Raw genomic sequence first — 13,756 nt, 5'->3', positions numbered from 1 at the left:
GCCCGCGCGAGGCAGGGACCTCGCCGTCAGCGGGGACGGACCCCGGAGTCGCGGCGCGAGGTGATCACCCCGGTGTCGAAGCCGGCCAGGTGCAGGCCCCCGTCGAAGCGTGCGTGCTCGATCTTGACGCAGCGGTCCATGACCACGGACAGTCCCTGCTCCTCACCTCGCCTGGCGACGTCCTCGTGCCACGAGCCGAGCTGGAGCCACAGCGTCGCGGCACCGACGTCGAGGGTCTCCTCCAGCACCTCGGGCAGGTCGTCGTGCCGGCGGAAGACGTCCACGAGGTCGGGCTTCTCGGGCAGCGCGTCCAGGCTCGGGTAGACCGGCTGCCCGAGGATCTCGGAGGCACGCGGGTTGACGAGGTAGACCCGGTAGTCCGAGCTCGACAGCAGGTAGGTGGTGACGAAGTAGCTCGCCCGGGAGGCGTTGGCCGAGGCGCCGACGACGGCGACCGACCGGGTGCGTCGCAGGATCGCCAGCCGCTCCTGCGCACCCGGGCCGGTCCAGCTGCGGGGCGGTGCGCTCATCGGGTGGCTCCTGTCGCTGCGGTCAGGGCCTGGTCCAGGTCCCAGATGATGTCGGCCACGTCCTCGAGGCCGACCGAGATGCGCACCAGGTCCTCCGCCACGCCGGCCGCGGCGAGCTGGTCGTCGGAGAGCTGCTGGTGGGTGGTCGAGGCCGGGTGGATCACCAGGGTGCGGGCGTCGCCGACGTTCGCCAGGTGGCTCGCGAGCTGCACGGACTCGATGAAGCGCCGTCCCGCGTCCCGGCCGTCCTGCCCGGCGGCGGCACCCACGCCGAAGGCGAAGACGGCCCCGGGGCCCAGCGGCAGGTAGCGCCGGGCCCGGTCGTGGTGCGGGTGGGAGGGCAGGCCGGCGTAGGTGACGTAGCCGATGCGCGGGTCGGCCTCCAGCCAGGCTGCGACCTCACGGGCGTTGGCCACGTGGGCGTCCATCCGCTGCGGCAGCGTCTCGACACCCTGCAGCAGCTGGAACGCCGCCGTGGGGGACAGGGCCGGGCCGATGTCCCGCAGCTGCTCGGTGCGCAGCTTGGTGAGGAAGCCGTACTCGCCGAAGTTCTCCCACCAGGAGACGCCCCCGTAGGACGGGACCGGCTCGGTCATGGTCGGGAAGCGTCCGCTGCCCCAGTCGAACCGGCCGGACTCGACGACGACGCCCCCGAGGGTGGTGCCGTGCCCGCCGATGAACTTGGTGAGCGAGTGGATCACGATGTCGGCGCCGTGCTCGATCGGACGGACGAGGTAGGGCGTGGCGAGGGTCGCGTCGATGACCAGCGGTATGCCGTGGGCGTGCGCGACCTCGGCCAGCGCGGCGATGTCGGTGACCTCCCCGGAGGGGTTGGCGACGACCTCCGCGTAGACCGCCTTGGTGCGGTCGGTGACGGCTGCGGCGTAGTCGGCCGGCTCGGTGCCGGGCACGAACGTCGTCTCGACCCCGAACCGGCGCAGGGTGACGTCGAGCTGGGTGACGGTGCCCCCGTAGAGCGAGGCGGCGGCCACGATGTGGTCGCCGGCACCGGCCAGCGCGGCGAAGGTGACGAACTCCGCCGACATGCCGGAGGCCGTCGCGACGGCGCCCAGGCCGCCCTCGAGCGAGGCGAGGCGCTCCTCGAGCGCGGCCACGGTCGGGTTGCCGATGCGGGAGTAGATGTTGCCGTACTTCTGCAGGGCGAAGAGGTTGGCCGCGTCGGTGGTGTCGGAGAAGACGAAGCTCGTCGTCTGGTAGACGGGCACCGCCCGCGCGCCGGTGGTCGGGTCGGGCACACCGCCGGCGTGCAGGGCACGGGTGCGGAAGCCGAAGGCTCGTTCGGTCACGGTTACGCCCACCTCCTCAGCAGGTGCTTCTCGGCCAGCCCGATCAACGCGTCGGTCAGCTTGCCCAGCACCGCCAGCAGGACGATGGCCAGGACGACCCGGTCGATGCGACCGTTGTTCTGGGAGTCTGTCAGCAGGAAGCCCAGACCCATCGAGGCCCCGGCCAGCTCGGCCGCGACCAGGAACAGCCACGACTGCGCCAGCGCGAGGCGCAGCCCGGAGACGACCGAGGGCAGCACCGCGGGCAGCTGCACCGTGCGGAACAGCTCGGCGCACCGCAGGCCGAAGGCACGGCCGGCCTCGACCAGGTGGGGGTCGACGTGGCGCAGGGCCGCCGACACGGTGGTGTAGACGGGGAAGAAGGCGCCGATGGCGATGAGGGTGACCTTGGAGTCCTCGCCGATCTTGAGCCACACCAGCAGCAGCGGGATCCACGCCAGGGAGGGCACGGCCCGGATGGCCCCCACGGTGGGGGAGAGCAGCACCGAGGACAGGCGGGACAGCCCCACGACGGCGCCGAGGGCCAGACCGAGCAGGGCCCCGGCCGCGAAGCCCAGCAGCACCCGCTGGGTGCTGATGGCGACGTGCGTCCACAGCTCGCCCCGCTCCACGAGCTCGAGCCCGGCCGCCCAGACCCAGCCTGGTGGTGGCAGCTCGTAGACCTCGAAGACCCCACCGACCGTGCTGGCCCACTGCCAGGCCGCCAGCAGCGCCGCGGGGACGAGGAGCCCGAGCAGGGCCACCACCCAGGTGCGGCTCAGCGCCGGTGGCCGCCGGCGGGGCGCGCCGGCCCCGCCGGCACCCGGTGGTGCGGACGGCCCGTCGACGGACGGGGTGTCGGTCTCGGCGGACAGGTGCCGGGTCCTGGTCGGTGCGGTCATGGTGGCTCCTCGGACGTGGCGGTCGACGGGGCAGTGGGGTCAGCGGGCGAGCCGCTCGGGGTCGGCGGCCTCGACGAGGGTGGTGTCGAACAGGCCCTCCAGCGCCTCGTCGACCTGGTCCTGGCTGCTCACGTCGCCGGACTCGACGAAGATCGGGCCGACCACCTCGAGCACGTCGGCCTGCTGCTGCCCCGGTGCGGGGTCGAGGTCCAGCACCGTGCGCTCCAGCAGCACCGCCTCGGCGATGGAGGGCTCGATGCCCGAGACGTCGGCGAGGATCTGCACCGTCTCCTCGGGGTTCTCCGCCGCCCACACGCGGGCCTTCTCGTAGGCGTCGACGACCAGCTGGGCCAGGTCAGGGCTCTCGGTGAGGAACTGCTCGGTGGCGTTGAGGAAGCCGTAGGTGTTGAAGTCGATGTTGCGGTAGAAGAGGACCGAGCCGTTGTCCTGCTCGCTGGAGGCCATGAGCGGGTCGAGCCCCGCCCACGCGTCCACGCTGCCGTTCTCCAGCGCCGTCTTGCCGTCGGCGTGCTGCAGGTTCTGCACCTCGATGTCCTCGAGGGTCAGCCCGGCGGTGGCGAGGGACTGCAGCAGGAAGAAGTAGGGGTCGGTGCCCTTGGTGGCGGCGACCGACCGGCCCTCCAGGTCGGCGACCTCGTCGATCCCCGAGCCCTCCGGCGCCACGAGGGCCGACCACTCGGGCTGGGAGTAGAGCAGCACGGTCTTGATGGGGGCGCCGTTGGCCCGGGCGAGCAGGGCCGCCGAGCCGGCGGTGGACCCCACGTCGACCGCTCCGGCGCGCAGCGCCTCGTTGGCCTTGTTGGAGCCGGCCGACTGGACCCAGGTGACCGACACGTCGTCGCCCAGCTCGGCCTCGAGCCAGCCCTGCTCCCTGACGATGAGGGACAGCGGGTTGTAGGTGGCGAAGTCGACGTTGAGCTCGGAGTCGCTCCAGCCGCCCTCGGCGGCAGCTGCCTCGGGGGTGGCGTCCTCGCCCTGGACGCAGCCGGCGAGCAGGGCGAGGCTCAGCGTGGGGGCCAGGACGGTGGTCAGGGTGCGCAGAGACATGGGTGTTCCTTCGTGGGTGACGTGGTGGGGAAGCGTGGTGGACGTGGACGGTGTGGTGCGGCTCCGTGGGCGTGCGGCTGAGCCGCGGCTCAGCGGGAGGAGGGGTGGTGGCTCGGGACGCCGAGACCCTCGAGCAGGTCGGCGCGCAGCGCGGCGAGCTCGGCGTCGCCACGGTCGCGGGGCCGCTGCCCGGGGACGGTGATGAGGGACTGCACGTGGGCTCCGGGGCGGTCCTGCCGGGCTCCGAGCAGCGCCACCCGGTCGGCCAGGTAGAGCGACTCCTCGACGTCGTGGGTCACCAGGACCACCGTCGTCGGCTCGGCGGCGTGGACCTCCAGCAGGAGGTCCTGCATCCGCAGCCGGGTGAGGGCGTCCAGCGCGCCGAACGGCTCGTCGAGCAGGAGGACGGCGGGGTTGCGGGCCAGGGCCCGGGCGAGCGAGACCCGCTGGGCCATCCCGCCGGAGACCTGGCGCGGGCGGTGGTCCGCGGACTCGGAGAGACCGACCAGGCGCAGCAGCTCGGTGACGCGCTCGTCCCCGTCCTGCCCGGTGGTGCCGCGCGGCAGCCCGAGCCGGACGTTGTCGCGGACCGTGCGCCAGGGCAGCAGCCGCGGCTCCTGGAAGGCGACGGCGCAGCGCGGGTCGATGCCGCGCACCGGGGCGTCGGCGATCACGATCTCTCCTGAGTCGGCGCTGTCCAGACCGCAGATCTGGCGCAGCAAGGTCGACTTGCCGCAGCCGGAGGCTCCGATCAGGGCGAGGATCTCGCCGGCGGCGATCTCGAGGTCGACCCCGGTGAGCACGGGGTGCTCACCGGCGGGGGTGGGGAAGGACCGGCTGACGGACCTCAGGTGCACCGGCGCCGGGGCGGCGAGCCGGGTGGCGGTGATGGGCAGTGCCATGTGACGTCCTCGCGGGGTGTCGGCCGCAGCTGGGTGTGCAGTCGGCGGTGGCCGGGGGCAGATCCGGTGCGGATCTCGGCGCTGGCTGCCCGCGGCCCCGGTCGGGGCACGGTCACGAGGGCTGGTCGTGACCCGTCAGGCGCCAGCGCCCGGCATACACATGCAGGAGGACCCGGGCCCGGGCAGGGCACGGAGGGGGAGTGCGGTGCTCATCGCTGCTGCCACCCCTTTCCGTGTCGTCTGCCGGGCGGTGCGATGCGCGCAACAGTAGCGAAGGATCCTCGGCGCAAGCAAACGAATCAGGCCTGGAACGGCAGGATCTGCACAAAGTCCGTGGCTCCTCCCGTGGGACCCGTCAGGTCCACGGCAGTTCTGAGCGTGTCGACCAGTACGCCGCAGGATCCTCGGCGTGCGCGAGGGCGGCAGCCACGGTCGCACCGTCGAGCTCCAGCTCGAGGGCGCGCAGGTTGTCCCGGAGCTGCTCCACCGTGCCGGCCCCGGAGAGCACCACGGAGGTGAACGGCTGTGCCAGCGCGACGGCCAGGGCCAGCGCGTCCAGGCCGGTGCCGAGGGCACCGGCCAGCGCGCGCAGCGGGGCCGGCGCGTCCCCGCGGTCGGTGAGCCTGCCGTTGGCGACGCCCTCCTTGACCATCACGCCCCAGCCGGCGTCGGCGGCCCGCTGCAGGGCCGGCCCGGCCGAGGGCTCCAGCGGGTTCCACGTCGCCTGCACGGTGCGGAACGGGGCGCTGCCGTCGGCAGCGAGGTCCAGCGCGCGGTGGACCACCTCGCCCTGCGCGGGCCCGGACGTGGACAGACCCACGACCACACCCTCGTCCGCGAGCGCGGTCAGCGCCGCCAGCACCTCGGTGTCCTCCAGCACACCGGACTCCAGCGTCGCGGAGTGGACCTGGTATGCCGCGAGCCGGCCGCCGAGGAGCGCCCGGGTCTCGGCCAGCTGCCGGCGCAGGGTCGCCGCGGTGTGGTCCTTCACCTCGTGGACCTCCACGTCCGTGCGCCAGCCGGCGACGTAGGTGTACCCCCACTTCGAGGTCACCACCACGTCGGCGTGACCCCTGGCGTCCAGCCAGCCGGCGACGAACTCCTCGGCCCGGCCGTAGGAGCGGGCCGCGTCCACGTGCCGTACCCCGGCGGCGTAGGCCACGTCGAGCACGCTCCAGGTGTGCTCCCGCATGCCGTCGGGGCTGAGGTCCGGCAGGTCACGGGCGTGGCCCAGGTTGAGGTAGCCAGGGCGGCCCAGTGCCGCCGTGCCGATGCCGACGGCGGTCACCGACAGGCCGGTGTCGCCCAGCGGTCTGCGGGTCAGGGGCTGGGCCATGAGCACCTCCGTGGTCGTCGGGCAGCAGCCTATCCGGGGGCTCGTGCGCTCCGCCGGCTGCTCGCGGCCGGCCGAGACCTCCCAGGTGGGAGGGCTACCGTGGTCGGTCCACGTCGTCCCAGGGAGGACTGCCATGCCTGATGTGCTGGGTCTGCCGCTGCACCCGCTGGTCGTCCACGGGGCGGTCGTCCTGCTGGTCGTCAACGCGCTGGCGGTCGTTGCGGCCGTGCTGCTGCCTCGCTTCCGCTCCTGGCTGGCCTGGGGTCTGCCGGTGCTGGGGGTCGCCTCGGCGCTGACCGGCTGGACGGCCCGGCTGTCGGGAGGTGACCTCTACACCACCTACGAGGAGTCGGGGCTGCTCAGCGACGCGGTCGAGACCCACGGGTCGTGGGGGCTCTACGCCGCGGTCGCCTCCCTCGTCCTCGGAGCAGCCAGCATCCTGCTGTATGCCGTGTATGCGCCGGTCACGACGCAGCGGTGGCCGTGGCTGCGGGGCAGGGCCCTGCGGGTCGTCGTCGTCGTCCTGGCCCTGGCCGCGGCGGCGGCCACCCTGGTGCTCACGGTGCTGGCCGGGCACAGCGGCGCGGAGTCGGTCTGGGGCTGACGGCCGCCCCGGCTCGGCCGGGGCACCACGGAGGGTGTTGGCTGGTGCCGTGGACACCCTCGCCGTGCTCAGCCTCATCCAGGACGTCGCCGACCGCGTCATCACCCCGCGCTTCCGCGACCTGACCGCCGGTCAGGTCGCGGAGAAGAACCCCGGCGACCTCGTCACCGTGGCCGACCACGAGGCGGAGGTGCTGCTCACCCAGGCCCTGCGTGCGGCCTACCCCGACGCGGTGATGCTGGGCGAGGAGGCGCACGCCTCCGACCCCGGGCTGCTCGCGGCGTTCCGCCGCGCGGACCACGCCTTCACGATCGACCCGGTCGACGGCACCAAGAACTTCGTCCACGGCTCTCCCGACCACGCCGTCATGGTGGCGGAGGTGCGCGCCGGCAGCACGGTCCGCGCCTGGGTGTGGCAGCCGCAGCACGAGGCCGCCTACGTCGCCGAGCGAGGCGCCGGCGTGCGGCGCAACGGCCTCCCGCTCACCCGCGAGCCGGCGGGCCGGGTCGTGGCGGACCTGCGGGTGCGGACGTCGCGGCGGGCGTGGCTGGGCCGCGCCCCCGGGGGCCTCGGCCCGCTGGAGCTCACCTGGGTCTGCTGCGGTGTGGACTACCCCAAGGTGGTGGAGGGGGCCGCCGACGCCGTGCTCTACGGCGGGACCCACCCGTGGGACCACGCCCCGGGGGGTCTGCTGCTCACCGAGGCGGGGGGCTTCCTGGGCACCTTCGACGGCGCGGCCTATGCGCCGCAGGTCCCCGCCCGCGGTCTGGTGGCCGCCGCCGACGAGGACACCTACCGGAGCGTCCTCGAGGCACTCGCCGACCTCGACGACGCCCCGTCGCTCAGGCGCTGAGGACGACCTTGAGGGCCTGGTGGTCGGCCGCGTGGCCGAACACCTCGTAGGCCTCCATGATGTCGCCGAGCGCGAAGCGGTGGGTCGCGAACTTCTCCGGTGCGATCCGGCCGGAGGAGATCCCCTCCAGCAGCTCGGTGATCGTGGTCCCGTTGACCAGGCCGGTGCGCAGCGTGATGTTCTGGATCCACAGGTCCTGGATGGGCAGGGTGACCTCGGCGCCGTGCACCCCGACGTTGGCGATGGTGCCACCGGGCCGGATCGCCCGGAAGCAGGTCTCCAGGGTCGCCGGGATGCCGACCGCCTCGATCGCGACGTCGACCCCGAGACCGTCGTCGGACATGGCGAGCAGCTCGGCCGCCACGTCACCCTCCGGGGAGAGGATGTCGGTGGCGCCGAAGGCCTGGGCCGTCTCCAGCCGGAAGGGGTCGCCGTCGACCGCCACGATGCGCTCCGCGCCCTGCAGCCGCGCCGTCATGATGGCCGCCAGCCCCACCGGGCCGGCGCCGATGACCGCGACCATGTCGCCCTCGGAGACGTCGCCGTTGAGCACCCCGATCTCGTAACCGGTCGGCAGGATGTCGGTGAGGAAGAGCACCTGCTCGTCGGTCATGCCCTCGGGCACCTTGACCAGGCTGGTCCCGGCGAAGGGGACGCGTGCCTGCTCGGCCTGGAGACCGTTGATGAGGTGGCCGAAGATCCAGCCGATGCCGCCGACGCTCTGGCAGTGCGCCGGCATACCGTGCGTGCAGTAGTCACACGTCCCGCAGTTGGTGATGGCCGGGATCACGACCCGGTCACCGACCTCGAGCCCCTGGACCTCGGCGCCGAGCGCGGTGACGGTGCCCACGGCCTCGTGGCCGAGGATGCGTCCGGGGGTGACCGCCGGCACGTCGCCCTTGAGGATGTGCAGGTCGGTCCCGCAGATCGTGGTGGTGTCGATGCGGACGATCGCGTCGGTGGGGTCCTGCAGCTCCGGGTCGGGAGCCTCCTCCCAGCTCTTGCGGCCGGGACCGTGGTAGACGAGTGCCTTCATGGTTGTCCTCCTGATGCTGCGGCGGCCGGTCGGCCACGTGCACCTCCGACGCTAGGAGCAGCGGCGCCCGGCGGACAGGGCCGAAGGTCCCGGCCCCTCCCAGGTCAGGCAGGCTCAGGGCTCCAGGTCGCCGCCCGGTGGGTGGTCCCTTTGGGCGTGCACGGCCGAGCGCAGGGCGAGCTCGCGGGCCAGCGTGGTGACCTGCTGCTCCATGTGGCGCAGCCGTCGGTAGCTCGCGGCCACGTAGCCGAGGAAGGTCACGGTGAGCGTGTAGAGGAGCAGGTCGGCGCCGCGGCCCACTCCCACGAACTGGGCGACGCGGGTCAGGAAGCCCGGGAAGAGCACGGCCACCACCGCCAGGCCGACGAACCCGATGAGCAGCAGCCGGCGCACCGCCTGGTGCCGGGCCCCGGTGGTGGAGCGGGTGAGCATCGCCGTGACGACGACGATGGCGGCGATCAGGATGACCTTGATCAGGGGCTGGTCCAGCACGCGCTCACCGCCTCACTTCAGGATCGAGTCGATCAGGATGTTGACCGAGTTGATCAGTGACTGGCCCTTGGCCCGAGAGTAGTCGGTGTAGAGCACGTGCACCGGGTGCTCGGCCCACGGCAGGCGGGTCCGGCCGAGCTGCAGCACGATCTCGGTGGCGTGCGCCATCCGGTTCTGGCTGAGGTCCAGGCCCTCGGCGGCGTCGCGACGGACCACCCTGAGGCCGTTGTGCGCGTCGGACAGGCGCATCCCGGTCTGCTGGTTGGTGATCCAGACGGCCGTCTTGAGGACCACCTTCTTCAGCAGCCCGGGCCGGGTGCGCTCGTCCAGGAACCGGGAGCCGAAGACGACGGCCAGGTCATCCTGCCGGGCGCGCTCCACCATGGCCAGCGCGTCCTCGACCCGGTGCTGCCCGTCGGCGTCGAACGTGACGAGGTAGGTCGCGTCGGTCGCCTCGAGGACGTAGCGCACCCCCGTCTGCAGCGCGGCGCCCTGGCCCAGGTTGAACGGATGCCGCACGACGACGGCGCCGGCCTCCTCGGCCGCCTCGGCGCTGCCGTCGGTCGAGGCGTCGTCGACGCACACGATGTGCGGGAAGTGGGGCAGCGCCCCGGCCAGGACCTCCCTGATGACCGTGGCCTCGTTGAAGAGGGGGATCACCAACCAGGCGTCGTCGGCCCGGGGCGATACAGTCATGGGTGCATTCTGGCGCACCCGACCACCGAAGGAGAGCAGTGGCGACACGCATCGCGGACAGCGCCGACGTGGCGGAGGACGCCCAGGTCGGCGACGGCAGCTCGGTGTGGCACCTGGCCCAGGTGCGCGAGGGGGCGGTGCTGGGGGAGGGCTGCGTCATCGGACGCGGCGCCTACGTGGGCACCGGTGTGCACCTGGGAGACCACTGCAAGGTGCAGAACTACGCCCTCGTGTACGAGCCCGCCCGGCTCGCCGACGGTGTCTTCGTCGGCCCGGCAGCCGTCCTCACCAACGACACCTTCCCCCGGGCCATCAACCCGGACGGCTCCCTGAAGTCGGCCGACGACTGGGAGGCGGTGGGCGTGACGATCGGCCACGGGGCCTCCGTCGGCGCGCGGGCCGTCTGCGTCGCCCCGGTGCGCATCGGGGCCTGGGCGACGGTGGCCGCCGGAGCGGTCGTGACCCGCGACGTGCCCGACCACGCCCTGGTCGTCGGGGTCCCGGCCCGCCAGGTCGGCTGGGTCGGACAGGCCGGCACCCCGCTGCAGGCGACCGGTGACGGCGGCTGGACCTGCCCGGTGACGGGCGCGACATACGAACCCCACGGCGACACGATCAGACAGGTGGCACCCAGTGAGTGAACGAGCCATGATTCCTGCGGCCAAGCCGGTGATCGGTGAGGAGGAGCGGGCGGCGGTGGACCGGGTGATGCGGTCGGGGATGATCGCGCAGGGTCCGGAGGTGGCGGCGTTCGAGGAGGAGTTCTCGGCGGCGTTGGTGGGGGGCCGGGTGTGTGTGGCGGTGAACTCGGGGACGTCGGGGTCGCACCTGGGGCTGATCGCGGCGGGGATCGGTCCGGGGGACGAGGTGATCGTGCCGTCGTTCACGTTCGCAGCGACGGCGAACTCGGTGGCGTTGACGGGCGCGACGCCGGTGTTCGCGGATATCGAGGCGGACACGTTCAGCCTGGACCCGGTGTCGGTGGCGGAGGCGGTGACGGAGCGTACGGCGGGGGTGATGCCGGTGCATCTGTACGGTCATCCGGCGGAGATGGAGGGTCTGGTGCAGGTGGCCGAGCGGGTGGGGGCGCAGGTCTTCGAGGACGCGGCGCAGGCGCATGGTGCGGCCTACCACGGGGCGCCGGTGGGGTCGTTCGGGACGTTTGCGATGTTCAGCCTGTACCCGACGAAGAACATGACCTCGGGTGAGGGCGGGATGGTGGCGTGTGCGGACGAGGAGCTGGCGCGGGGGGTGCGGCTGCTGCGGAACCAGGGGATGGAGAAGCAGTACGCCAACGAGGTGATCGGGCTGAACAACCGGATGACCGACATCCATGCGGCGATCGGGCGGGTGCAGCTGAGGAAGCTGGCGGGGTGGACCCGGCAGCGGCAGGAGAACGCGGCGTGGCTGGACGCGCACCTGGAGGGGGTGGTGACCCCGCCGGTGCGGCCGGGGTGCACGCATGTGTACCACCAGTACACGGTGCGGGTGGCCGGTGCGAGCGGGGCGGAGCGGGACGAGGTGATGCGGGCGTTGCGTGAGGAGCACCAGGTGGGGTGCGGGGTGTACTACCCGGTGCCGAACCACGAGCTGGTGTCGTTGGCCAGGTTCGCCCCGGACCGGGAGCTGCCGCAGACGCGGCGGGCGGCGGACGAGGTGATCTCGCTGCCGGTGCACCCCTCGTTGTCGCAGGCGGACCTGGAGCGGGTCGCGGCGGCTGTGAACGCGGTCGTGAAGGCAGGCGCCTGATGGGCGGGGTGCTGCCGGTGGACGTGCCGGTGCGGATGGGGCTGGTCGGGCTGGGCTCGATGGGGCGTCACCATGCGCGGGTGATCCGGGAGACGCAGGGGCTGGACCTGGTGGCGGTGGCCGACCCGTACGGCGACCGGCACGGGGTCGCGCGCGGGCTGGACGTGCTGCCGGACGTGGCGGCGCTGGTGGAGGCGGGGATCGACGCGGCGATGGTGGCGGTGCCGACCTACCTGCACGAGGAGGTGGCGCTGGCGTTGGCGGGTGCGGGGGTGCACACGATGGTGGAGAAGCCGATCGCGGCGACCGCGGAGTCCGGGCGGCGGGTCGCGGCGGCGTTCGCCGAGGCGGGTCTGGTCGGGTGTGTGGGGTATGTGGAGCGGTGCAACCCGGCGTTGCTGGAGATGCGGCGGCGGATCGAGGCCGGTGAGCTGGGGGAGGTGTACCAGATCACCACGTCGCGGCAGGGGCCGTTCCCGGCGCGGATCGCGGACGTGGGGGTGGTGAAGGACCTGGCCACGCATGACATCGACCTGGCGGCGTGGATCGCGCAGTCGCCGTATGCGGTGGTGTCGGGTCAGGTGACGCACCGTTCGGGGCGCGAGCACGAGGACATGGTGGTGGCCTCCGGGCGGCTGGCGAACGGGATCATCGTGTCGCACGTCGTGAACTGGCTCTCGCCGCGCAAGGTGCGCGAGACGGTGGCGACCGGGGAGAAGGGGTCGTTCATCGCGGACACGCTGACCGGTGACCTGACGTTCGTGGCCAACGGGGACGTGGCCTCGGACTGGGACCGGGTCTCGGCGTTCCGGGGCGTCTCCGAGGGCGACTCGGTGCGGTACGCGATCGCCAAGCGCGAGCCGCTGCGGGTGGAGCAGGAGAACTTCCGGGACGCGCTGTGGGGCCGGCCCGAGGCAGCCGGTCTGGTGGTGTCCATGGACGAGGGCGTGCACACCCTCACCGTCGTCGAGGCCATCCTGGAGTCTGCAGGGACCGACCGCACCATCACCCTGTGAGCCCACCGGCCCGGCGCGTGGTGCTGGCCACCCGCATCTTCGCGCCGGAGTCGGCGGCTGCGACGTTCCGGCTGGTCGCGCTCGTGCGGGCACTGGTCGACAGCGGCGCGGAGGTCGAGGTCCTCACGACGACCCCGCCGCCGGGGAGCACCGCCGACGACACCCGCGACGCCCCCGGCACACGGGTGCGTCGCTGGCCCGTGCTGCGCGACGCCACGGGCTACGTGCGTGGCTACCTGCCCTACGCCAGCTTCGACGTGCCCCTGAAGCTGCGCCTCTGGGGCATGCGCCGCGCCGACGTGGTCGTCGTCGAGCCGCCGCCGACCACCGGTGCGATGGTGCGGGCCGTCCTGGCGACCCAGCGGGTCCTCCTCCGGCGCCGCACCCCGTACGTCTACTACGCCGCCGACGTCTGGTCCGACGCCAGCGCCTCCACCGGCGCGCCGGGACCGGTCGTGGCGGTGCTGCGGGCGTTGGAGCGGTTCGCCGTCCGCGGGGCACGCGAGGTGGTCGCCGTCTCCGAGGGGGTCGCCGAGCGGGTGCGGGACCTGGGCGGCACGCGCGTCCACGTGGTGCCGAACGGGATCGACACCGACACCTTCACCCCGGAGGGGCCCGTCGCCGAGGAGGCACCGCGCGCCACGGCATACCTGGTGTATGCGGGCACCGCCTCGGAGTGGCAGGGTGCCGAGGTCTTCGCCGAGGCGATGCGCCGGGTCGTCGAGCACGAGCCCGAGGCGCGGCTGGTGTTCCTCGGGCAGGGGAGCGCCTGGTCCGCGCTGCGCCGGGTGGCGGACGACCTCCCCGCCGGGGCCGTGGAGCTGCGCCCGCTCGTGCCGCCCACCGAGGCAGCGGCCTGGCTCCGCGGAGCGGCGGGAGCGCTGGTCAGCGTCCGGCCGGGCCTCGGCTACGACTTCGCCTACCCCACCAAGGTCATCGCTGCGCTGGCGTGCGGCACGCCCGTGGTCTACGCCGGGCCGGGGCCGGCGGCCGCCGACCTCACCACCCAGGGGCTGGGTCACGCCGTGCCCTACGACGTCGGTGCCGTGGCCGACGCCATGGTGGCGGTGCTGCGCGCCCCCCGCGTGCCGCAGGACGTGCGGCGCAGGGTCGCCTGGGTGCAGGAGCACCGCTCCGTGCGGGCCACCGGCAGGGCTGCCGCGCAGGTCGTCCTGGGCGCAGCGACGGGGCCCGGCTGAGCGCCCGTTCCGCGGTCGCGGACACGGCCCTGCGGACGTACGGTCGAAGGACCCCGTAGGGCTGCGACGCGGCAGTCCGGACCCGGA

15 protein-coding genes are annotated in these 13,756 nt (G+C 73.3%); 6 read left to right on the top strand and 9 right to left on the bottom strand.

Annotation, left to right across the window (positions count from 1 at the left end; translation table 11 throughout):
• Positions 1-26: 26 nt before the first annotated feature.
• The 6 genes from LVO85_RS13640 to LVO85_RS13615 all read right to left on the bottom strand — a co-directional run bounded on the left by LVO85_RS13640 (position 27) and on the right by LVO85_RS13615 (position 6,024).
• The gene (locus LVO85_RS13640; protein ID WP_232748041.1) at positions 27-530 is read right to left on the bottom strand and encodes a CoA-binding protein; all 504 of its coding nucleotides are present in this window, start codon (positions 528-530) and stop codon (positions 27-29) included.
• Positions 527-1,837 (bottom strand): O-acetylhomoserine aminocarboxypropyltransferase/cysteine synthase family protein, encoded by a 1,311-nt coding sequence (locus tag LVO85_RS13635; protein ID WP_232748040.1) that lies wholly within the window; start codon positions 1,835-1,837, stop codon positions 527-529. Before LVO85_RS13635 ends, LVO85_RS13640 begins: the two co-directional genes overlap by 4 nt.
• Before the next feature lie 2 nt (positions 1,838-1,839).
• Positions 1,840-2,718, bottom strand: coding sequence for an ABC transporter permease (locus tag LVO85_RS13630; protein WP_232748039.1), 879 nt, complete (start codon positions 2,716-2,718; stop codon positions 1,840-1,842).
• A 39-nt stretch (positions 2,719-2,757) separates the two neighbouring features.
• Positions 2,758-3,786, bottom strand: a complete 1,029-nt coding sequence (locus LVO85_RS13625) for an aliphatic sulfonate ABC transporter substrate-binding protein (protein ID WP_232748038.1) — start codon at positions 3,784-3,786, stop codon at positions 2,758-2,760.
• 89 nt (positions 3,787-3,875) lie between these two features.
• On the bottom strand, positions 3,876-4,688 hold the full coding sequence (locus LVO85_RS13620) for an ABC transporter ATP-binding protein (RefSeq protein ID WP_232748037.1): 813 nt from the start codon (positions 4,686-4,688) through the stop codon (positions 3,876-3,878).
• Between the two features lie 355 nt (positions 4,689-5,043).
• On the bottom strand, positions 5,044-6,024 hold the full coding sequence (locus LVO85_RS13615; protein WP_232748036.1) for an aldo/keto reductase: 981 nt from the start codon (positions 6,022-6,024) through the stop codon (positions 5,044-5,046).
• 133 nt (positions 6,025-6,157) lie between these two features.
• Here LVO85_RS13615 and LVO85_RS13610 point away from each other — a divergent pair, with 133 nt between their 5' ends.
• Both LVO85_RS13610 and LVO85_RS13605 read left to right on the top strand, forming a co-directional pair.
• Complete coding sequence (locus LVO85_RS13610; RefSeq protein WP_232748035.1) at positions 6,158-6,628, top strand: hypothetical protein; 471 nt, start codon at positions 6,158-6,160, stop codon at positions 6,626-6,628.
• A 49-nt stretch (positions 6,629-6,677) separates the two neighbouring features.
• Positions 6,678-7,481 (top strand): inositol monophosphatase family protein, encoded by an 804-nt coding sequence (locus LVO85_RS13605; protein ID WP_232748034.1) that lies wholly within the window; start codon positions 6,678-6,680, stop codon positions 7,479-7,481.
• Here the strand turns inward: LVO85_RS13605 and LVO85_RS13600 are convergent.
• The 3 genes from LVO85_RS13600 to LVO85_RS13590 all read right to left on the bottom strand — a co-directional run bounded on the left by LVO85_RS13600 (position 7,471) and on the right by LVO85_RS13590 (position 9,705).
• Positions 7,471-8,517, bottom strand: a complete 1,047-nt coding sequence (locus tag LVO85_RS13600) for a zinc-binding dehydrogenase (protein ID WP_232748033.1) — start codon at positions 8,515-8,517, stop codon at positions 7,471-7,473. The two genes, LVO85_RS13605 and LVO85_RS13600, sit on opposite strands and share 11 nt — an antisense overlap.
• Before the next feature lie 114 nt (positions 8,518-8,631).
• A complete protein-coding gene (locus tag LVO85_RS13595; RefSeq protein WP_232748032.1) occupies positions 8,632-9,009 on the bottom strand; it encodes a DUF2304 domain-containing protein in 378 nt (125 codons plus the stop codon).
• A 12-nt stretch (positions 9,010-9,021) separates the two neighbouring features.
• Positions 9,022-9,705 (bottom strand): glycosyltransferase family 2 protein, encoded by a 684-nt coding sequence (locus LVO85_RS13590; RefSeq protein ID WP_232748031.1) that lies wholly within the window; start codon positions 9,703-9,705, stop codon positions 9,022-9,024.
• Between the two features lie 38 nt (positions 9,706-9,743).
• Here LVO85_RS13590 and LVO85_RS13585 point away from each other — a divergent pair, with 38 nt between their 5' ends.
• The 4 genes from LVO85_RS13585 to LVO85_RS13570 are packed head-to-tail and all read left to right on the top strand — an operon-like array spanning position 9,744 to position 13,669.
• Complete coding sequence (locus tag LVO85_RS13585) at positions 9,744-10,346, top strand: acyltransferase (protein ID WP_232748030.1); 603 nt, start codon at positions 9,744-9,746, stop codon at positions 10,344-10,346.
• A 7-nt stretch (positions 10,347-10,353) separates the two neighbouring features.
• Entirely contained in the window at positions 10,354-11,454 is a 1,101-nt protein-coding gene (locus tag LVO85_RS13580) for a DegT/DnrJ/EryC1/StrS family aminotransferase (RefSeq protein ID WP_232748127.1), read from the top strand.
• On the top strand, positions 11,454-12,470 hold the full coding sequence (locus LVO85_RS13575; protein WP_232748029.1) for a Gfo/Idh/MocA family protein: 1,017 nt from the start codon (positions 11,454-11,456) through the stop codon (positions 12,468-12,470). Before LVO85_RS13580 ends, LVO85_RS13575 begins: the two co-directional genes overlap by 1 nt.
• On the top strand, positions 12,467-13,669 hold the full coding sequence (locus LVO85_RS13570; protein WP_232748028.1) for a glycosyltransferase family 4 protein: 1,203 nt from the start codon (positions 12,467-12,469) through the stop codon (positions 13,667-13,669). The genes LVO85_RS13575 and LVO85_RS13570 overlap by 4 nt, the downstream gene beginning before the upstream one ends.
• The last annotated feature ends 87 nt before the right edge of the window (positions 13,670-13,756 follow it).

It is taken from the genome of Ornithinimicrobium sediminis (assembly GCF_021272345.1).
In the GTDB taxonomy this organism is placed as follows: domain Bacteria; phylum Actinomycetota; class Actinomycetes; order Actinomycetales; family Dermatophilaceae; genus Ornithinicoccus; species Ornithinicoccus sediminis_B.
This window is presented reverse-complemented; position numbering and strand designations above follow the sequence as displayed.